Annotated in this window: 13 protein-coding genes and 1 pseudogene; 7 read left to right on the top strand and 7 right to left on the bottom strand. The window is 72.1% G+C overall.

The genetic code is table 11. The features are described 5' to 3' along the window. Position 1 precedes the first annotated feature (1 nt). The 5 genes from MXD57_RS06555 to MXD57_RS06535 all read right to left on the bottom strand — a co-directional run bounded on the left by MXD57_RS06555 (position 2) and on the right by MXD57_RS06535 (position 7,591). Entirely contained in the window at positions 2 to 1,015 is a 1,014-nt protein-coding gene (locus tag MXD57_RS06555; protein WP_250400343.1) for an HpcH/HpaI aldolase/citrate lyase family protein, read from the bottom strand. Beyond that, positions 1,012 to 3,039, bottom strand: a complete 2,028-nt coding sequence (locus MXD57_RS06550; RefSeq protein WP_250400342.1) for a protein meaA — start codon at positions 3,037 to 3,039, stop codon at positions 1,012 to 1,014. Before MXD57_RS06550 ends, MXD57_RS06555 begins: the two co-directional genes overlap by 4 nt. A gap of 17 nt (positions 3,040 to 3,056) precedes the next feature. After that, the gene (ccrA, locus tag MXD57_RS06545; protein WP_250400421.1) at positions 3,057 to 4,394 is read right to left on the bottom strand and encodes a crotonyl-CoA carboxylase/reductase; all 1,338 of its coding nucleotides are present in this window, start codon (positions 4,392 to 4,394) and stop codon (positions 3,057 to 3,059) included. A gap of 433 nt (positions 4,395 to 4,827) precedes the next feature. Further along, positions 4,828 to 5,649 carry a TetR family transcriptional regulator gene (locus tag MXD57_RS06540; RefSeq protein WP_250400341.1) on the bottom strand — a complete coding sequence of 274 codons (822 nt, stop codon included), beginning with the start codon at positions 5,647 to 5,649 and terminating at the stop codon, positions 4,828 to 4,830. A gap of 136 nt (positions 5,650 to 5,785) precedes the next feature. After that, positions 5,786 to 7,591, bottom strand: coding sequence for a 3-hydroxyacyl-CoA dehydrogenase family protein (locus tag MXD57_RS06535; RefSeq protein ID WP_250400340.1), 1,806 nt, complete (start codon positions 7,589 to 7,591; stop codon positions 5,786 to 5,788). 377 nt (positions 7,592 to 7,968) lie between these two features. Here MXD57_RS06535 and MXD57_RS06530 point away from each other — a divergent pair, with 377 nt between their 5' ends. Next, the gene (locus MXD57_RS06530; RefSeq protein WP_250400339.1) at positions 7,969 to 8,550 is read left to right on the top strand and encodes an adenylosuccinate lyase; all 582 of its coding nucleotides are present in this window, start codon (positions 7,969 to 7,971) and stop codon (positions 8,548 to 8,550) included. 7 nt (positions 8,551 to 8,557) lie between these two features. Here the strand turns inward: MXD57_RS06530 and MXD57_RS06525 are convergent, their stop codons facing one another. After that, the gene (locus MXD57_RS06525) at positions 8,558 to 9,082 is read right to left on the bottom strand and encodes a GNAT family N-acetyltransferase (RefSeq protein ID WP_250400338.1); all 525 of its coding nucleotides are present in this window, start codon (positions 9,080 to 9,082) and stop codon (positions 8,558 to 8,560) included. A gap of 158 nt (positions 9,083 to 9,240) precedes the next feature. Beyond that, positions 9,241 to 10,809, bottom strand: coding sequence for an alpha/beta hydrolase (locus MXD57_RS06520; protein WP_250400337.1), 1,569 nt, complete (start codon positions 10,807 to 10,809; stop codon positions 9,241 to 9,243). 479 nt (positions 10,810 to 11,288) lie between these two features. Between MXD57_RS06520 and MXD57_RS06515 the strand changes: the two genes are divergently transcribed. The 6 genes and pseudogenes from MXD57_RS06515 to MXD57_RS06490 all read left to right on the top strand — a co-directional run bounded on the left by MXD57_RS06515 (position 11,289) and on the right by MXD57_RS06490 (position 19,429). Beyond that, on the top strand, positions 11,289 to 12,539 hold the full coding sequence (locus MXD57_RS06515; RefSeq protein WP_250400336.1) for a helix-turn-helix domain-containing protein: 1,251 nt from the start codon (positions 11,289 to 11,291) through the stop codon (positions 12,537 to 12,539). Between the two features lie 123 nt (positions 12,540 to 12,662). Next, on the top strand, positions 12,663 to 12,848 hold the full coding sequence (locus MXD57_RS06510; RefSeq protein ID WP_250400335.1) for a hypothetical protein: 186 nt from the start codon (positions 12,663 to 12,665) through the stop codon (positions 12,846 to 12,848). Beyond that, entirely contained in the window at positions 12,845 to 13,219 is a 375-nt protein-coding gene (locus tag MXD57_RS06505; protein WP_250400334.1) for a DUF6415 family natural product biosynthesis protein, read from the top strand. The genes MXD57_RS06510 and MXD57_RS06505 overlap by 4 nt, the downstream gene beginning before the upstream one ends. 550 nt (positions 13,220 to 13,769) lie before the next feature. Continuing rightward, the gene (locus MXD57_RS06500) at positions 13,770 to 14,213 is read left to right on the top strand and encodes an SRPBCC family protein (RefSeq protein ID WP_250400333.1); all 444 of its coding nucleotides are present in this window, start codon (positions 13,770 to 13,772) and stop codon (positions 14,211 to 14,213) included. A gap of 172 nt (positions 14,214 to 14,385) precedes the next feature. After that, the gene (locus MXD57_RS06495; RefSeq protein ID WP_250400332.1) at positions 14,386 to 16,797 is read left to right on the top strand and encodes an MFS transporter; all 2,412 of its coding nucleotides are present in this window, start codon (positions 14,386 to 14,388) and stop codon (positions 16,795 to 16,797) included. Positions 16,798 to 16,953: 156 nt separating this feature from the next. Continuing rightward, a pseudogene (locus MXD57_RS06490) lies at positions 16,954 to 19,429 on the top strand (SpoIIE family protein phosphatase). The last annotated feature ends 72 nt before the right edge of the window (positions 19,430 to 19,501 follow it).

Genomic DNA, 19,501 nt, shown 5'->3' with positions numbered 1-19,501 from the left:
CTCAGGCCTCCGGGATCTCGAACTTCGACGTGCGCCGCATGCCGGCGGCCCGGCCCTTGCCGGAGATGACCAGGGCCATCTTGCGGCTGGCCTCGTCGATCATCTCGTCGCCGAGCATCGCGGAGCCCTTCTTGCCGCCCGCCTCGGAGGTGTAGTAGTCGTACGCGTCCAGGATCAGCTCGGCGTGGTCGTAGTCCTCCTGGGAGGGCGAGAAGATCTCGTTCGAGGCCTCGACCTGGCCCGGGTGCAGCACCCACTTGCCGTCGAAGCCGAGGGCCGCGGCGCGCTGGGCGACCTCTCGGTAGCCCTCGACGTTGCGGATCTGCAGGTAGGGGCCGTCGATCGCCTGGAGGTCGTTGGCCCGGGCGGCCATCAGGATCTTCATCAGGATGTAGTGGTAGGCGTCGGCCGGGTAGCCGGGCGGCTGCTCGCCGACGACCAGTGACTTCATGTTGATGGAGGCCATGAAGTCGGCCGGGCCGAAGATGATCGTCTCCACGCGCGGGGAGGCCTGCGCGATCTCGTTGACGTTGTTCAGGCCCTGGGCGTTCTCGATCTGCGCCTCGATGCCGATCCTGCCGACCTCGAAGCCCATCGTCTTCTCGATCTGGGTCAGCAGCAGGTCCAGCGCCACGACCTGCTGGGCGCTCTGCACCTTGGGCAGCATGATGCAGTCGAGGTTCTGGCCGGCGCCCTCGACGACCGTGACGACGTCCCGGTACGTCCACTCGGTCGTCCAGTCGTTCACCCGTACGACCCTGGTCTTGCCCGTCCAGTCGCCCTCGTTGAGGAACTTGACGATGGTGTGCCGCGCCTCGGGCTTGGCGAGCGGCGCGCACGCGTCCTCCAGGTCCAGGAAGACCTGGTCGGCGGGGAGGCCCTGGGCCTTCTCCAGGAAGCGCGGGTTGCTTCCCGGTACCGCCAGACAGGAGCGGCGGGGGCGAAGGCGGTCGAAGGAGTGCGCGGCGGAGCCGCTCGTCGGAAGGGCGGTGGCGGGCGACGGGTGGGCCGTCATGCGGGGACCTCCAGGGGGTCGAGCTTGTTCGCTTTCCGGATCTCGTCGGCGATGCGGCCGATGATCCCGGTGATGTCGAAGTCCTTCGGGGTGAACACCGCGGCCACTCCGGCGGCCCGCAGTTCCTCGGCGTCACCGTTCGGGATGATGCCACCTGCGATCACCGGTATATCTGTGGCACCGGCCACATGCAGGCGCTCCAGCACGTCCGGCACGAGCTGCGCGTGCGAGCCGGAGAGGATCGACAGGCCCACGGCGTGCACGTCCTCGGCCAGGGCGGCGTCCACGATCTGCTCGGGGGTGAGCCGGATGCCCTGGTAGACCACCTCGAAGCCGGCGTCGCGCGCGCGGACGGCGATCTGCTCGGCGCCGTTCGAGTGACCGTCGAGGCCGGGCTTGCCGACCAGGAAGCGCAGCTTGCCGACGCCCAGGTCGCGAGCGGTGGCGTCCACCTTGGCGCGGACCTCGGCCATGGCCGAGCCGGCCTCGGCGGTGACGGCCACCGGCGCGGAGGAGACCCCGGTCGGCGCCCGGAACTCGCCGAACACCTCGCGCAGGGCGCCCGCCCACTCGCCGGTCGTGACCCCGGCACGGGCGCACTCCAGGGTGGCCTCCATCAGGTTGCCGGTGCCCTTGGCGGCCTCCTTCAGCCGGTCCAGCGCCTTGCAGGGGCGCGGGTGGTTGAAGGGCGGCTGGTAGCGGGTGTCCCGCCAGTTCGCCAGCGAGGCGACGACCCGGGCCTCGACCGCCGGGTCGACCGTCATGATCGCGGTGTCCAGGTCGGCCGTGAGCGGGTTCGGCTCGGTCGTCTCGAAGACGTTGACGCCGACGATCTTCTCCTGGCCGGACTCGATCCGCGCCCGCCGCTCGGCGTGCGAGGAGACGAGCTGGGCCTTGAGGTAGCCGGACTCGACGGCGGCCATCGCGCCGCCCATCTCCTCGATCCGGTCCATCTCGGCGAGGGACTCCTCCACCAGGGCGTTCACCTTCGCCTCGATGACGTGCGAGCCCTCGAAGATGTCCTCGTACTCCAGCAGGTCGCTCTCGTGGGCGAGCACCTGCTGGATGCGCAGGCTCCACTGCTGGTCCCACGGCCGGGGCAGGCCCAGGGCCTCGTTCCAGGCCGGGAGCTGCACGGCACGCGCGCGGGCGTCCTTGGAGAGGGTGACCGCCAGCATCTCGAGCACGATCCGCTGGACGTTGTTCTCCGGCTGCGCCTCGGTCAGACCGAGCGAGTTGACCTGGACGCCGTAGCGGAACCGGCGCTGCTTGGGGTTCTCGATGCCGTACCGCTCGCGCGTGACCCTGTCCCAGATGCGGCCGAAGGCCCGCATCTTGCACATCTCCTCGACGAAGCGGACGCCCGCGTTGACGAAGAAGGAGATACGGGCCACCACGTCCCCCATGCGCTCCTGCGGCACCTGGCCGGAGTCGCGCACGGCGTCGAGCACGGCGATCGCGGTGGACATCGCGTACGCGATCTCCTGCACCGGCGTGGCCCCGGCCTCCTGCAGGTGGTAGCTGCAGATGTTGATGGGGTTCCACTTCGGGATGTGGGAGACCGTGTACGCGATCATGTCCGTCGTCAGGCGGAGCGAGGGCCCCGGCGGGAAGACGTGCGTCCCGCGGGAGAGGTACTCCTTGACGATGTCGTTCTGGGTCGTGCCCTGGAGCTTGGTGATGTCCGCGCCCTGCTCCTCGGCCACGACCTGGTAGAGCGCCAGGAGCCACATGGCGGTGGCGTTGATCGTCATCGAGGTGTTCATCTGCTCCAGGGGGATGTCCTGGAACAGCCGGCGCATGTCACCGAGGTGCGAGACGGGCACGCCCACCCGGCCGACCTCGCCGCGGGCGAGGATGTGGTCGGGGTCGTAGCCGGTCTGGGTCGGCAGGTCGAACGCCACCGACAGACCGGTCTGGCCCTTGGCGAGGTTGCGCCGGTACAGCTCGTTGGACGCCTCCGCCGTGGAGTGGCCGGCGTACGTGCGCATGAGCCACGGCCGGTCCTTCTGACGCTCAGTCATCTATGACCTCCGGGTGCTCAGATGTTCCGGAAGCGGTTGATGGCGTCGATGTGCTCGGCGCGCATCTCCTGGTCGCGCACGCCCAGGCCCTCCTCGGGGGCGAGGCACAGCACGCCGACCTTGCCCTGGTGCAGGTTGCGGTGCACGTCGTAGGCGGCCTGGCCGGTGTCCTCCAGGGAGTACACCTTCGACAGCGTCGGGTGGATCTTGCCCTTGGCGATGAGGCGGTTGGCCTCCCAGGCCTCGCGGTAGTTGGCGAAGTGGGAGCCGATGATCCGCTTCAGCGACATCCACAGGTACCGGTTGTCGTACTCGTGCATGTAGCCCGAGGTGGAGGCGCAGGTGGTGATGGTGCCGCCCTTGCGGGTGACGAACACGGAGGCGCCGAAGGTCTCGCGGCCGGGGTGCTCGAAGACGATGTCGATGTCCTCGCCGCCGGTGAGCTCACGGATGCGCTTGCCGAAGCGCTTCCACTCCTTCGGGTCCTGGGTGCTCTCGTCCTTCCAGAACTTGTAGCCCTCGGCGTTGCGGTCGATGATCGACTCGGCGCCCATGGCGCGGCAGATGTCCGCCTTCTGCTCGCTGGAGACGACGCAGATGGGGTTGGCGCCGCCGGCGAGCGCGAACTGCGTGGCGTAGGAGCCGAGGCCGCCGCTCGCACCCCAGATGAGGACGTTGTCGCCCTGCTTCATGCCGGCGCCGTTGCGGGAGACGAGCTGGCGGTAGGCGGTGGAGTTCACCAGGCCCGGGGCCGCGGCCTCCTCCCAGCTCAGGTGGTCCGGCTTCGGCATGAGCTGGTTGGACTTCACCAGCGCGATCTCGGCGAGGCCGCCGAAGTTGGTCTCGAAGCCCCAGATGCGCTGCTCGGGGTCGAGCATCGTGTCGTTGTGGCCGTCCGAGGACTCCAGCTCGACGGACAGGCAGTGGGCGACGACCTCGTCGCCGGGCTTCCAGGCGTTGACGCCCGGGCCGGTGCGCAGGACGACGCCGGCGAGGTCGGAGCCGATGATGTGGTACGGCAGGTCGTGGCGCTTGGCCAGCTCGTTGGTGCGGCCGTAGCGCTCCAGGAACCCGAAGGTGGACAGCGGCTCGAAGATCGAGGTCCACACCGAGTTGTAGTTGACCGAGGAGGCCATCACGGCCACCAGGGCCTCGCCCGGACCCAGTTCGGGCAGCGGCACGTCGTCCAGGTGGATCGACTTGCGCGGGTCCTTGTCGCGGGTCTGCAGGCCCGCGAACATCTCCGTCTCGTCCTTGTGGACGGTGATCGCGCGGTACGACTCGGGGAGCGGCATGGCGGCGAAGTCGGCGGACGTGGCGTCCTTCGACTGGATCGCGTCCAGGATGTCCTTCACGGTCACGGTGTTGCCTCCGGCGGTGAGCGCCCTGAGGGAGGGGCGCTGGGGGATCGTCGGTGCTGCTGGGAGTGCTGCTGAGGGTTTTTGAGGGTGTGCCGTCGGTTCGGCGGGGGTGTTGCTTCGGCAGCGCTTTGTGGCGCGGGAGGTTGCCTGTGACGCAGGCGTCCGGGCGCGCAGGCCGTCCGGCTTGCGGGGACAGCCGGCGCGCGAATGGTCTCTGCGCGCCGACCGCCCGGACTTCCTTCAACGTATGACACCGCGTGTCATGTCGCAAGGCACTGAGTGCCAGAAGATGCTCTCAGATGAAATCTTTACGTAACAAATGAGCGATGATCGATCGAACGGGCTCTGAAATCTCTCCGAAAAGGGCCCCTGACATGCCAAAACGGCCACCCCGAAGGGTGGCCGTCATCACAGGGCACGCGGTGCCTCAGCGTTCCTTGAGCGCCTCCTCGATGGTGCGCATGACCTCGTCGAGGGGGGCGTCGGTGCGGGCGACCGTCACCAGGACCTCGCCGTGCGCGGAGACCGTCGCCGGTGCCACGGTGGCCGCCGCCCCGGCCTCCGGGCCGCGTCCGGCACCGATGCCCGAGCCGAACGTCCTGCGCACGATGGCGAAGGCGTGGTCGAGCTGGGCCTCCACGTCGCCCTGGCCGTCGGCCCGCAGCCAGCGCCGGAGGACGTGGTTGTGGGCGGTGACGACGGCCGAGGCGGCGACCTCGGCGAGCAGCGGGTCGTCGTTGGCGTCGTCGGCGTGCGCGTGCTCGTCGAAGTGGCCGAGCAGATAGCGGGTGAACAGGCGCTCGTAGCGGGCCACCGAGGCGATCTCGGCCTCGCGCAGGGTCGGCACCTCGCGCGTGAGCTTGTAACGGGCGACCGAGATCTCCGGCCTGGCCGCGTACATCCGCATGACTTCCTTGATGCCGCGGCACACCGTGTCGAGCGGATGCTCGTGCGCCGGGGCGGCGTTGAGGACCGCCTCGGCACGGATCAGCGTGTCGTCGTGGTCCGGGAAGATCGCCTCTTCCTTGGAGCGGAAGTGGCGGAAGAAGGTGCGGCGCGCGACCCCGGCCGCGGCCGCGATCTCGTCGACGGTGGTCGCCTCGTACCCCTTGGTCGCGAACAGCTCCATCGCTGCGGCCGCCAGTTCCCGGCGCATTTTCAGCCGCTGGGCGGCGGCGCGACTGCCTGCGGCACTTTCCGGCGCGTCGGGCGTGGCTGGTGTACGTGAGGACTTGGCGGGCTGGGGCATGACCCGAACGTACTGCATGTGCGCCGCAGAATGCGCAGGTCCGGGGGATCCCCCGCCCGCGAGGGGCGGGGGAGTGCCCACTGGGCCGAGCAGTCCGCCCCAGTCCGTCTCCGTGCGGGACCAGTCGCCGACGCCGTCAGCGGCGGGCATACTCGCGGAAGCCGCGGCCGGTCTTGCGGCCGAGGCAGCCCGCGGCCACCAGGTGCTCCAGCAGCGGAGCCGGGGCCAGGCCCGGGTCGCGGAACTCGCGGTGCAGCACCTTCTCGATGGCCAGCGAGACGTCCAGGCCGACCACGTCCAGCAGCTCGAACGGGCCCATCGGATAGCCGCCGCCGAGCTTCATCGCCGCGTCGATGTCGTCCAGCGTCGCGTAGTGCTCCTCGACCATCTTGATCGCGTTGTTCAGGTACGGGAACAGCAGCGCGTTCACGATGAAGCCGGCCCGGTCGCCGCAGTCGACGGCGTGCTTCCTGATCCGCCCGCAGACCTCGCGGACGGTGGCGTGCACGTCGTCGGCCGTCAGGACCGTGCGCACGACCTCGACCAGCTTCATCGCCGGGGCCGGGTTGAAGAAGTGCATGCCGATCACGTCCTGCGGGCGCGAGGTGGCGCGGGCGCAGGCGACGACGGGCAGCGAGGAGGTGGTGGTGGCCAGCACCGCGCCCGGCTTGCAGACCTTGTCGAGGGCCGCGAAGAGCTGCCGCTTGACCTCCAGGTCCTCGGCGACCGCCTCGACCGCCAGGTCGACGTCGGCGAAGGCGTCGTAGGAGCCCGCCGCGGTGATCCGGTCCAGGGACTCGGCGGCCGCCTCGGCGGTCATCCGCCCCTTGTCGACGGAGCGCGAGAGCGACTTGCCGATACGGGCCTTGGCCGTCCGTGCCTTCTCCTCGCTGCGCGCGGCGAGGACGACCTCGTAGCCGGCCTTGGCGAACACCTCGGCGATGCCCGAGGCCATGGTGCCCGAGCCCGCGACGCCGACGGACCGGACGGGGCGTCCCCCGGTCCCGGCGCCCCCGGCGGCCGGCGTCAGCGGGTCGGCCACGACCGTGGCGCTGCCCGGCGCCTCGTAGGTGTAGAAGCCGCGGCCGGACTTGCGGCCGGTCAGGCCCGCCTCGCTGAGCTGCTTGAGGATCGGGGCGGGGGCGTGCAGCCGGTCGCGGGACTCGGCGTACATGGCGTCCAGGACCGTGCGCGCGGTGTCGATGCCGATCAGGTCCAGCAGGGCCAGCGGGCCCATGGGCAGGCCGCAGCCGAGCCGCATGGCCGCGTCGATGTCCTCGCGGGAGGCGTACCTGGCCTCGTACATCGCCGCGGCCTGGTTGAGGTAGCCGAACAGCAGCCCGTCCGCGACGAAACCGGGGCGGTCGCCGACCGCGACCGGCTCCTTGCCCAGTTCGATCGCGAGGTCCGTGACCGCGGCGACCGCGGCCGGCGCGGTCAGCACCGAGGAGACGACCTCGACCAGCTTCATCGCCGGGGCCGGGTTGAAGAAGTGCAGGCCCAGCACCCGCTCGGGGTGCGCGGAGTCGGCGGCCAGACGGGTGACGGACAGCGCGTTGGTGCCGGTCGCCAGGATGGTCTCCGGACGCACGATGCCGTCCAGCTCCCGGAAGACCTGGTGCTTGATCTCGTACGACTCCGGGACGACCTCGATGACCAGGTCGGCGTCGGCCGCCGCGCGCAGGTCGGTGGAGAGCCGGACCCGGGCCAGGACGCCGGCGCGGTCCTGCTCGGTCAGCCGGCCACGCCCGACGGCGCGGGCGGTGGCGGCCTCCAGGGCGGCGAGCGCCCGAGCGGTCTGGGCCTCGGCGACGTCGATGCCGATCACCTCGCGGCCCGCCTTCGCGAGAACCTCGGTGATGCCGGTGCCCATCGTGCCGAGACCGATGACGGCGATCGTCTTGAGCGGGGACAGAGGGGTGTCGGACAGGGGAGTGGCCATCGCGGGACTCCAGGAATGAGGGTGACGACTGGGAACGCGCCGGGTGCGCCCGTAGACGCACACCGGGGCGGTGTGAAGTGCGGGTGTTGCCGGGCTGCTGGCGCACACGCCCGGTGCCGGCACCGCGGGCGTGCACACGCCCGGGAGCGGCGGATTCCGACCGGCCCTGTCCCGGAGCCGGGTCGTACTGCGGTACCGAGGTACCGAACCGACCGGCGCACGACGGCTGCGTCACCAAACCGTCGTGAGCGAACAGCGAGTGGGTAACTCGCTCGTCTGAGCTTAACCGGCCAGTAACGAGCGCGCCAGCCCCCACGGGGAAGCCGACTTTGTGATCTGGCTCCCCTCCGTTCCGGTGACCGGCATACCCTGGCCCCGTGGACGAAGAGTTGCGATCGCTCACGGAACGCTTACGGCAGGAGTCGCACGGCTCGCCCGGTTACGAGCGGCTGGTGGTGACCGGGGACCACGACGAACTGGCCGAGGTGCTCACCGCGCCCGGACAGCCCCTGTGGGCCCGGGAACTGGCCGCGTTCCGGCTGGGCCGGGCCGGCGACCGGCGCGCCTTCGAAGCGCTCGTGCTGCTGCTCAACCACCGCGACCCGCCCCGCTGCTCCGCCGCCGCCCACGCCCTCGCGCGGCTCGGCGACCCGCGTACGGCCCGCGCCGCGGCGGCCCTCGCCACCAACGAGCTGCGCGTGGCCTACGCCCTGCACCCGGTGCGGCTCCTGGTCGAGCTGCGCGCCCCGGAGTCCGTGCCGGCCCTGATCACCACCCTGGAGCGCCGGCTGCGCCCCCACGACCCCTACCGGCGGGTGGCCCTCGCCTGCGTGGACGGGCTCGGCACGCTCGGCGACGCCCGCGCCCGGCGGGTGCTGGGCGAGGCCCTCGCGCACCCGGCGCTCGCCGAGGCGGCGGTCCGCGCGCTGGCCCGCATCCCGCGCCAGAACCGCACGTGACGCCAGGTCAGCCGCCCAGCGTCCGGACGTAACGCACCTCGGGCACGAGCGCGCCGCCCGCCTCGAAGGGCTCCTCGGCGCCGTCCCAGTGGAAGCCGGCCCGCTCGTAGAAGCGGCGGGCACGCCTGTTCTCCCTCAGTACCCACAGGAACATCCGCGGGTACCCCGCGCACCGCTCGACCGACTCCGCCAGCAGCGCCCGGCCCACCCCGGTGCCCACCCGGTCCGGGTCGAGGTAGACGGCGTACAGCTCGGCGTCCGCGGTGCGTACCTCACCCTCGCGGTACGGCCCGTACGCCGCCCAGCCGACCACCTCGCCGCCCCGCTCGGCGACCAGGTTCAGCACGGCGCCGTTCCCCTGCCCGAACCGGGCACGGCGCCGCTCGGCGTCCCGCGCCACGCTGAGCGCGTCGAGATACGGCTGCGGCACGAGCCCGCGGTAGGCGTGCCGCCAGCCCCGGACGCGGATCTCCGAGACGCGGTCGCAGTCGTCGAGGGTCATCGGGCGGATGAGCAGGGAGGGGTCGTCCATGACCGCACTCTAGGGAGCGGTCTCGCCCGACGCCCGCGAATATCCACCGCCCGGCCGGGCGGGCGACGCCCCGGCCGGGCCGGCGGATCCGGTGGCGAAGGACCCGCCTGCCCGGCGGACGACGCAAGCGCCGCACCAGGCCCCCGGCGGGGCCGAACCTAACCGCGGAAGCCCAGCAGCCGGTGCAGCTCCGCGCCGCGCGAGCCCGGGACCGCCTTGCTCGTCGGGGGCTCGGGGTCCGGTGACCGCTCGCAGACCGCGTCGGCACCCCCGGCCGCGCCGCCCCGGCGCGGGAGCCGGCCGGTGGACAGGTAGTCGGCCAGGTACCGGTCCAGGCACGTGTTGCCGCTGAGACTGATGCCGTGGTTGCCGCCGCCCTCCTCGACCACCAGGCGGGAACCGGCCAGCAGCCGGTGCGCCGTCACCCCGCCCGCGTAGGGCGTAGCCGCGTCGTCGGTCGCCTGGAGCAGCAGCGCCGGCGGCAGCTTCGTGTTGGCGACGTCCACCGGCCGCAGCGTCCCGGTCGGCCAGAACGCGCACGGCGCGTTGTACCAGGCGTTGTTCCAGGCCATGAAGGGTGCCTTCGCGTACACCCCCCAGGTCTCCGTCCGCCAGCGGTTCCAGTCGCGCGGCCAGGACACGTCACGGCACTGCACCGCCGCGTAGACGCTGTACCCGTTGTCGCCCGGGCCGTCCACGGCGCCGTAGTCCTGGTACGCCTTCACCAGCGGCTCGCTCCTGCCCTCGTTCACCCAGGCCGAGAACGCCGCCGCGAGGTGCGGCCAGTAGCCGTTGTAGTAGCCGCCGGGGATGAAGGCGTCCTCCAGTTCGGCGGCGCCCACCTTGCCGCCGGCCGGCTTCTTCGCCAGGGCCGCGCGCATCGCGTACCACGCGGCCTCGACCTTCGCGGGGTCCTTGCCCAGCCGGTACGTGCCGTCGTGCCGGGCGATCCAGGCCATCAGGGCGCGGTGGCGGGCGTCGAAGGCGTAGTCCTGGCCGATGTTGTCCTCGTGCCAGACGCCCGTCGGGTCCACGATCGAGTCCAGCACCAGGCGCCGCACCCGCTCCGGGTACAGCTTGGCGTACACCGCGCCCAGATAGGTGCCGTAGGAGTACCCGAAGTAGTTGATGCGCGGCGCGCCCAGGGCCCGGCGGATCGCGTCCATGTCACGGACGGCGTCGACGGTGTCGATGTACGGCAGCACGTCCGCGTACTTGCGGCCGCAGGCGGCGGCGAAGGACCGGGCCCGCTCCAGGTTCGCCCGCTCCAGCGCGGCCGTGGCGGGGACGGTGTCGGGCCGCACCGGCGTGAAGCGGCCGGCCGAGCAGTCCAGCGCGGGCGTGCTCTTCCCGACGCCCCGCGGATCGAAGCCGATGACGTCGTACTGGGCCGCCACCGACTTGGGCAGCGCCGACGCCACGTAGCCGGCGAGCTTCAGACCGCTGCCGCCGGGGCCGCCGGGGTTGACCAGCAGCGGGCCCTGGGAGGTGGGTGCGGTGTGCGGGACGCGGGACAGGGCGAGCGTGATCTGCCGGCCGGCCGGCCGCGCGTGGTCCAGCGGCACCTTCAGCGAGGCGCACTGCAGGGACGGATGGTCGTCGGTGCCGCAGTCCTTCCAGGTGAGCTCAGGTGCCGGAGCGGCGGGGGCCGCCTGCGCGGGGGCGGCCGTGACCGAGCCCGCCACCATGGCGGCGGCTGCGCACAGCACGGCTGCGCGTGTCCTCATGGGTCCTCCCGGGACGGAGGGTGGCGCGAACCGTGTGATCACGGTCCTCGCCGGATCGTCCCGGAATCGGCCTTCCGCGGAACCCGTTCCGCCGATACTTGACCCAATTGGGCCGAGGGATGCCCTCCAACGCCCTCAGAGGAGGGTGAGCTGAGTCGGCTCCGCGGGGGCGGCCGCCTCGGCGGACCCGGTGGGGCGGATCCGCCGGTCCGTCGCTCGCGGCGATGGTGCGCGAGTTCCGAGCCTTGCTCGCCGCAGCCTCCAGGGCGCGGGCGAGTCCGGAGAGCCGGTGGATGAGCTGAAGGTGCGCCGTGACCGTGGAGAAGAAGGGCGCCATCGTCCGCAAGCACGGCCAGTGGCGGGGCATCGGGCTCAGCAAGTAGCGCGGGTCCGGAGCTGCGGGTGAGAAGCCGGTCACACAGAACCGGCCCGGCCCCTAATCTGGCAGTGACGAAGCTGCAAGGAGGGGCAAGGCCGTTATGACTCCAGATGCTACCCCGGACCCGTACGCTGATCCGCTGCGATTCGGTCAGCGCGTGCAGATCATCCGTGAACGCCGCGGCATGACGCAGACCCAGCTCGCCGACCTCATCGGGATCTCACCGCATACGCTCCGCAAGATCGAGAACGGACAGCAGCAGCCGCCGCGGCTCGACATGGTGCTGCGCATCGCCGAAGCGTTGCGGGTGGGGGACCTGGCCGACCTGACCGGGCACCCCGAAGCCCACGTCGATCTCTTCGTCGGGCCGGGCCACCCCCGGCTCGCCGCCGTCAAGGCCGCCATCGATGGCTTCCCGCTCACCACCAGCGCGGAGCCGCCGCCCGTGACTCACCTGGAGGCGCGGCTGCACTCCGCGTGGAAGGCCCGGCACGGGGCGAAGAACCACCGGGACGCGATCGGCAAGCTGCTGCCCGGCCTCATCCGGGACACCCAGGCCCTTGTACGGCACGCTGACAGCTCCGCCGAGCGGCGCGCCGCGCAGGCCTTGCTCGCCCAGACCTACTCGCTGTCGCAGTTCTTCATCGCCTACCAGCCCGATGCCTCCCTGCTCTGGCGCGTGGCTGAGCGCGGCATGATCGCCGCCCAGGAGAGCGACGATCCGCACACTATCGGCGTCGCCGCGTGGCTCCTCGCGCAGGCGCACCGCGACTCCGGGCCCCGGCACTTCGATGCGGCCGACGCCGTGAACGAGGAAGCGGTCCGCTACCTGGAACCGCTGCTGCCCGACGCCTCGGACGACGTCCTCGCCATCTCCGGGGCGCTGCAGTTCGAGCTGGGCTATACCGCGGCCCGCCGACGGGAGACCGGAACGGCGTGGCGGTACTGGGACCAGGCGCGCGCGGCGGCCAGGCGGCTGCCGGTCGACTACTACCACCCTGTCACGAGTTTCTCTCAGGCGATCATGGGTGCGCACGCGGTGACGGTCGCCGTCGAGCTACACCAGGGCGGAGAGTCGGTGCGGCAGGCCGCGCGCGCCGATGGCAGCGTTATCAGGTCCCGTCCCCGGCGGGCACGGCACCGCATCGAGGAGGCCCGCGGCTACCAGTTGGACGGGCAGCCCGACACGGCCCTGGCGTCGCTGGAGAAGGCCTTCGAGGCCGCGCCGGAGACGATCCGGTACAACGGCTACGCCAAGGCGATCCTCCTTGAGGAGGTCGAGTCAACTCGGGCACCGCGTCGGCGCCGTGCCGCTGACCTGGCCACACGCATCGGCATCCTCGCTGCCTGAGCGTAGCGACCGAATTACGGTCGGCAGTTCTATGTAGGCGCTCCTACGGTCGAAGTCAGGACCCCCGCAACCGCGGCGAACGGTTCGGGGGCATGGCCAACGCTGCAGAGGAGCGCCGACACCATGAAAGCTACAGCCCGACCAGAGCCCGGGGTCAAGATGCGCCTGCGCGTCTACTCCGTGAACCGGGCCGGCATCATCACCGAGGACCGCGGCTGCCTGGATGTCCTGCCCCAGGCCGGCCCGCCGCAGATGGTGAGCACGGCCTTCCCGCCGTGCGCCTGCCCCCGCTGCGTGGCCGCCCGGTGAGCGACGCGGTGGAGAACGGCAGCGGCACGCAGGTGGCGGACCTCGGGACGATGCGCGAGGCCGTCGATCTGCTGCTGGGCCCCGACGACGCTCCCGATGCACTGCCCCCGGCCCCTCGGGAGGTCGGCGCGCTGACCGTGGCGCTGCGCGGCCATCTTGAGCTCCTGGTCCCCGAGGTGGAGTCGCGCGCGGGCCGGCTGTCGGAGGACAGCATTCCGCGGTACTGCGCGATGGCCTGTGTCGGGGAGGCCCGCCGCAAGCTCGGTGGCGGCGCGCGGCCCGGCGGAGACGTCGTCCACGCGCGCCGCCTGGCCCGGGTCCTGCGGGCACTGTGCGACCACTACGAGCAGATGGCGCATCCGCCGTCATGAGAACGGCCGCAGCGCCGTGTCTGCTGAATGCGGCGGCCGTGACCGCCCCCGTCCTCCCCGGTGCCGGCGCGGACCCCGCACGGACGCACCCCGATGGCGGCCGCTTCCGGTCAGGGCCGCACCCCTGGACCCCGTCTTCCGGGGTTCCGCAAGACCCGGTGAGACGGGTCCGCCCGCCCCGTCGGGGGGCCCAAGCCTCCGGCGGGGCGGGTCCATCCCGTGGCGGATCGCGACCTGCGGCGGGACCCAGCCCCTTCCCGGAACCGACCCGAGGGGCAACCATCGAACCGCGAACGAAGGAGTAGTGACATGGAGTACCTGATGGCCCACGCCGGCGGCGGTGGCGGTGAGGGCGGCGACGGCCTCCCGGGCGAGCCCTGGCCGGGCCCGCAGCCCTGTCCGCGTCTGGCGAGCGCATCGTGGAACCGCCCGGCGCCGCGCGCGGTACAGAACATCCGTTCCCATGATCGTGCGACCCCGATTTGGGCGGCCGGGCGCCGGGGTGGTTGGCTTGCTCCCACTTCGAGAAAACTGGTCCTGGAGGAACGCAATGGCGCAGGTCGAGGCCACTACGGAGCGGGTCGTCGCGGCGGACGCGGAGAAGGTGTTCGACGCCCTCGCCGACTACAGCGGCACGCGGCAGCGGCTGCTGCCCGAGCAGTTCAGCGAGTACGAGGTGCGCGAGGGCGGTGACGGCGAGGGCACCCTCGTGCACTGGAGGCTCCAGGCCACCAGCAAGCGGGTGCGTGACTGCCTGCTGGAGGTCGCCGAGCCCACCGACGGCGAACTGGTCGAGAAGGACCGCAACTCCTCCATGGTCACCACCTGGCGCGTCACCCCCGCCGGTGAAGGGAGCTCCCGGGTCGTCGTCACCACCACCTGGCAGGGCGCCGGCGGCATCGGCGGGTTCTTCGAGCGGACCTTCGCCCCCAAGGGCCTCGGGCGGATCTACGACGCCGTCCTCGCCAACCTGGCGCGCGAGGTCGAGAAGTGACCGGGTCCGCCCGCGGCTGATCCCAAAGGCCCTCCGGTGGCGGGGCGTTGTACCCCTCACCGGTTCGGGTGGATTCACCACCCTTACGACCTTGTGCCGTAACTCGCCGTACTTGTCCGCAGTTGTCGTTCCGGCGGGAACTGTGTGACAGGTGCGACGAGGGGAGCGGTACGTGGGTGGGACGACTCTGGTGCGGGACGAGCCGGTCGCGGCGCCCCCCGGGACACCCGTGCCCCCACCGCCCGAGACCGCCGAACTCGGCACGCGCCGGGTGCGGTTGGTCTTCTTCGGGCTGATGCTGGCGCTGCTGCTCGCCGCGCTGGAGCAGATGATCGTCGCCACCGCCCTGCCGAAGATCGTCGGCGAGCTGCACGGACTGGACAGGATGTCCTGGGCGATCACCGCCTATCTGCTCACCGCGACCATCGGGCTGCCGCTGTACGGCAAGCTCGGCGACCTCTATGGCCGCAAGGGCGTCTTCCAGTTCGCGATCCTGGTCTTCGTGGCCGGTTCCGCGCTCGCCGGGCGGGCGCGGAGCATGGACCAGCTCATCGCCTTCCGCGCCGTCCAGGGCGTCGGCGCGGGCGGGCTGATGATCGGGGTGCAGGCGATCATCGCCGACATCGTGCCGGCCCGGCGGCGCGGCCGCTACATGGGCCTGATCGGCGCCGCGTTCGGGGTCGCCTCCGTCGCCGGTCCACTGCTCGGCGGCTACTTCACCGACCACCTGTCGTGGCGCTGGTGCTTCTACATCAACGTCCCCTTCGGCCTGCTCACCCTCGCCGTGGTCACCGCGGTCCTCCAGCTCCCCAGGCCCCGTGTCCGCGCCCGCCTCGACGTGCCCGGCGCGCTGCTGCTCGCCGCCGCCTCCACCTGCCTGGTGCTGCTCACGAGCTGGGGCGGCACCGAGTACGCCTGGGGCTCCCGGGAGATCATCGGCCTCGGCGCGGGCGCCCTGACCGCCACCGTCCTGTTCCTCGTGGCGGAGCACTTCGCCGCCGAACCCCTCATCCCGCTCCGGCTGTTCCGGGACTCCGTCTTCAACGTCACCGGCCTGGTCGGCCTGGTGATCGGCGTCGCGCTGTTCGGCGCCGCCAGCTACCTGCCGACCTTCCTGCAGATGGTCGACGGGGCCAGTGCCACCGAGTCCGGGCTGCTGATGCTGCCCATGATGGCCGGCATCGTCGGAGCCTCGATCATCGGCGGGCAACTCATCAGCCACACCGGGCGGTACAAGCCGTACCCTGTCCTCGGCGGTGCCCTGTCCGCCGTCGGCATGTGGCTGCTGTCCCGGCTCGAGGTGGACACGCCCCGGCTGTACTACAGCGTCTGGATGGCCGTGCTCGGCGCCGGCATCGGCCTGGTGATGCCGGTCCTGGTCCTGGCCGTGCAGAACTCGGTGCGCCCCGCCGACCTCGGCACCGCCACCAGCGCCAACAACTACTTCCGGCAGATCGGCGGCAGCGTCGGCGCCGCCGTCTTCGGCACGCTCTTCGCCGGCCGGCTCACCGACGCCCTGCGGCGCGAACTGCCGCCGCGCACGGGCGCCGGGCTGCCCGACCCCGAGTCCCTCACCCCGCAGCTCGTGCACGCGCTGCCACCCGCGCTGCGCGACGCCTACGTCCGCGCCTACGCCGACGCGATGCCCCGGATCTTCCTCTACCTCGTCCCGGTGCTCGTCCTCGGCCTGCTCGTCGCCTTCTTCCTCAAGGAGAAACCGCTGGTGTCCCACAACGCCACCGAAACCGGGCCCGTGCCCGCGACCACCCCCATCCCGCAGGCCCGCCACCGGCCCCCGGCCGGGACGTCCCGCTCGCCGCACGCCGCCGGAGTCCCGGTCTGCGGCACGGTGCGGCACTCCGACGGGACTGCGGTGCCCCGCGCGGCGCTCACCCTGATCGACGTCGCCGGACAGCAGATCGGGCGCGGCGCGAGCGGTGACGACGGGCGCTACGCGCTCGCCACGCCCGGCGTCGGCTCGTACGTGCTGATCGCGGCCGCCGGGGGCCACCAGCCGCAGGCCGTCTCCGTCACCGTCGGGGAGCGGCCCGTCGAACTCGACGTCGTCCTCGGCGGCGCCGGACGTCTCGCCGGCAGCGTGCTCACCGCCGACGGCAGCCCCGTCCGGGACGCCACCGTCACCCTCACCAACGTGCACGGCGAGGTCGTCGCCAGCACCCGCAGCGGCCGTGAGGGCGGCTACGTCATCTCCGAGCTGGTGGCGGGTGAGTACACCCTCGCCGCCAGCGCGCCCGCCTTCCGGCCCGCCGCGCTCCCGGTCACCGTGCAGGCCGCCCGGGAGACCCGGCAGGACGTCGAGCTCGCGGGCGGCGCGGTACTGCGGGGCACCGTCCGGGCGAGCGGCGGCCGTTCGGTGGAGGACGCCCGCGTCACCCTCCTGGACGCCGCCGGGAACGTCGTGGACACCCTCACCACCGGAGCCGACGGGGCGTTCCGGTTCGTGGACCTTTCCTCCGGCGAGTACACGGTCATCGCCGCAGGTTACCCGCCGGTCGCAACGGTTCTGCAGGTCGCCGGGGGCGGCCGCACGGAGCGCGATCTGCAGTTGGGCCACGAGGACTGAAGGGCCGGGCGTCCGCCGGCGCCGTGCCGCGCGCCCGGTTCGTCCGGTGAGACCAATTCCAGGATTGCCGCACATCGTGTCCGGCCGCCGCCGTAACGTGGTGGCGGGCGGTACAGATCGTTTTGCGGACAGCCGTGGGGAGAGAGGGCCGGGGCCATGGACCATGGCAGCGAGCGGGGCACACCTCCCGGCCGCGGGGCCGGCGACGCCGCGGCGGGCCGGATTCCGCTTGCCGTGGTGGTCGTCGACCGAGACGGTCTGGTGTCCCACTGGAGCAGCGGCGCGAGCCGCCTGTTCGGCGTCGGCCGGCGGGACGCGGTCGGGCGTCCGGCGGTGGATCTGCTGCCGGTCTCCGGCGCGCTCTCCGACGACCCGCACAGCGACGTGATGCCGGACGCCCACGACCCCTGCGAGGCGTACGACGGGCTGGGCCCCGACCTGGAGACCTCCCTCGGCGGGCGCACCGCCTACCCGGCGGCCGGCCGGGCCCGCCAGTTCCCGCACGAGGACGGCCGGTCCGGCGGGACCACCGGCGACGAGCGGATCGACGTGCTCTGGTGGGCCTACCCCCTGGTCGGGCCGGGCCCGTTCCGGCTGCTGGTGCTCGCCGCCGACGCCGTCCGGCTGCGCGAGGAGCGCGGCTACGACGACGTGGCGGCCGAGCACATCTCGCCCGGCTTCGCCAACCACACCGAACTGCCCGACTCCGACGAACTCAGGCGGCGGCTCCCCGAGATCCTGCCCAGCATGGGCCCCGACCTCAGCGGCCGCATCGTCTCCCAGATCCTCGAACTCGGCTATCCCGTGCTGGAGTTCAGTCAGTTCGACCGAGTGCCCGTCACCCCGTACTGGGGTGTGCCGCGCCGCCCCGGCCGCAGCCGCGCCGGGGCCGTCGTGCCGCAGCAGCGGGCCGCTCCCGTGATCCCGGCCGGCGCCGAGCGCGACCTGAGAGTACGCCGCCGTGCGCGAGCGGCTGGAGTTCCTCAACGAGGTCAGCTCCGGCATCGGCACCTCGCTCGACCTCGGCGAGACCATCCGCGAGGTCACCAGCGCCGCCGTGCCCCGCTTCGCGGACTTCGCCGGCACCCATCTGCGTTCGGCGGTGCTCGCCGGTGAGGGCTTCCCGGACGGCCCGCCGGACGCCAGCACGGTGATGCACCGGGTCTGGGTCGAGCACAACGACGAACCGGGCCGCTGGGACGACACCGTGCCGGTCGGCGAGACGTTCGCCTTCCCCGAGCACACCCCGTTCCACCAGTGCATGGTGACGGGCGAGCCGGTGCTGATCCCGAGAGTCACCGAGGAACTGTCCGACCGCATCTCCGGCGCGTTCGAGAAGCGCGACCTCAGGCCGCTCATCGGGGGCCGCTCCCTGCTGATCGTGCCGCTCAAGGCGCGCAACGTCGTCCTCGGCTTCATGGTGCTGATGCGCCGCCCGGACCGTGCCGCGTTCGACGACATGGACCGCACCACGGGCGCCGAGCTCGCCGCCCGCGCGGGCCTGGTGCTCGACAACGCCCGCATGTACACGTACCAGGAGAACGTCGCCGACACCCTCCAGGACAGCATGCTGCCTCAGGTCGACCCGCGGATGCCCGGCTGCGACGTGGCGACCCGCTATCTGCCCGGCACCCGGCTCGGCCGGATCGGCGGCGACTGGTTCGACACCATCAAGCTGCCCGGCTCCCGTACCGCCCTCGTGGTCGGCGACGTCATGGGCCACGGCCTGAACTCCGCCGCCATGATGGGGCAGTTGCGCACGGCCGTGCAGACCATGGCCACCATGGAGACTCCGCCCGCCCAACTGCTGCGCAACCTCGACGACCTCGCGCGACGGCTCGGCGAGAACTACCTCGCCACCTGCCTCTACGCCGTCTACGACCCGATCCGCGGCGAGCTGCACCTCGTCAACGCCGGGCACATCCCGCCCGTGCTGGTGCGGGCCGAGGACGGCCGCAGCGAACTGCTCGACCTGCCGACCGGCGCGCCCATAGGCGTGGGCGGTGTCCCCTTCGAGGCCACCGTCGTCCGGGTCGCGCCCGGCGACCGCCTGGTGCTGTGCACCGACGGCCTGGTCGAGGTGCGCGGCTCCGACATCGGCGAGGGCCTGGCCGCGCTCTGCGAGTCCGCCGCCCACCCCGCGGCCTCGATGGACGACGCCTGCGACACCATCATCCGGGCCCTGAACACCCATGGCGGCCGCAAGGACGACGTCGCCCTGCTCATGGCCCGGCTCAACGGCATCCCCGCGGACCACGTGGCCGAATGGCACTTCGACGCCGACCCGCGCGAGGTGGCCCGGGCCCGCGGCCTGGTCCGCGACCTGCTGCTGGACTGGGATCTGCCGCAGGCCGTGGCGACGGCGCGGCTGCTGGTCAGCGAGGTCGTCACCAACGCCGTACGGCACGCCGGGGGCGGGCGGGTCGGACTGCGCGTGGTGCGCACCGACGCGTTGCTGTTCGAGGTCACGGACGACGAACCCGCCCTGCCCAGCATGCTCGCCGTGAGCCCCGGCGACGAGGGCGGGCGGGGACTGCGCGTGGTCAGCAGACTGGCCCGCGAGTGGGGTGCCAGCGCCACCGGGCACCGCAAGACCGTCTGGTTCGAGCAGGGCCTCACCGAAGGACGGTGAACAGCGGCGCCCCACCGGCTCCACGCGCCCCCCACCATGGCCGCCGTCCGTACGTCCGGTGAAGGGGGCCTC

The organism is Streptomyces cellostaticus, assembly GCF_023630175.1.
In the GTDB taxonomy this organism is placed as follows: Bacteria; Actinomycetota; Actinomycetes; order Streptomycetales; family Streptomycetaceae; genus Streptomyces; species Streptomyces cellostaticus_A.
This window is presented reverse-complemented; position numbering and strand designations above follow the sequence as displayed.

Excerpts from the sequence above, each read along its gene's own strand:
- MXD57_RS06555 (WP_250400343.1), bottom strand. The coding sequence starts at position 1,015 with ATGACGGCCCACCCGTCGCCCGCCACCGCCCTTCCGACGAGCGGCTCC.
- MXD57_RS06550 (WP_250400342.1), bottom strand. The coding sequence starts at position 3,039 with ATGACTGAGCGTCAGAAGGACCGGCCGTGGCTCATGCGCACGTACGCC.
- MXD57_RS06540 (WP_250400341.1), bottom strand. The coding sequence starts at position 5,649 with ATGCCCCAGCCCGCCAAGTCCTCACGTACACCAGCCACGCCCGACGCG.
- MXD57_RS06535 (WP_250400340.1), bottom strand. The coding sequence starts at position 7,591 with ATGGCCACTCCCCTGTCCGACACCCCTCTGTCCCCGCTCAAGACGATC.
- MXD57_RS06525 (WP_250400338.1), bottom strand. The coding sequence starts at position 9,082 with ATGGACGACCCCTCCCTGCTCATCCGCCCGATGACCCTCGACGACTGC.
- MXD57_RS06520 (WP_250400337.1), bottom strand. The coding sequence starts at position 10,809 with ATGAGGACACGCGCAGCCGTGCTGTGCGCAGCCGCCGCCATGGTGGCG.
- MXD57_RS06515 (WP_250400336.1), top strand. The coding sequence starts at position 11,289 with ATGACTCCAGATGCTACCCCGGACCCGTACGCTGATCCGCTGCGATTC.
- MXD57_RS06510 (WP_250400335.1), top strand. The coding sequence starts at position 12,663 with ATGAAAGCTACAGCCCGACCAGAGCCCGGGGTCAAGATGCGCCTGCGC.
- MXD57_RS06500 (WP_250400333.1), top strand. The coding sequence starts at position 13,770 with ATGGCGCAGGTCGAGGCCACTACGGAGCGGGTCGTCGCGGCGGACGCG.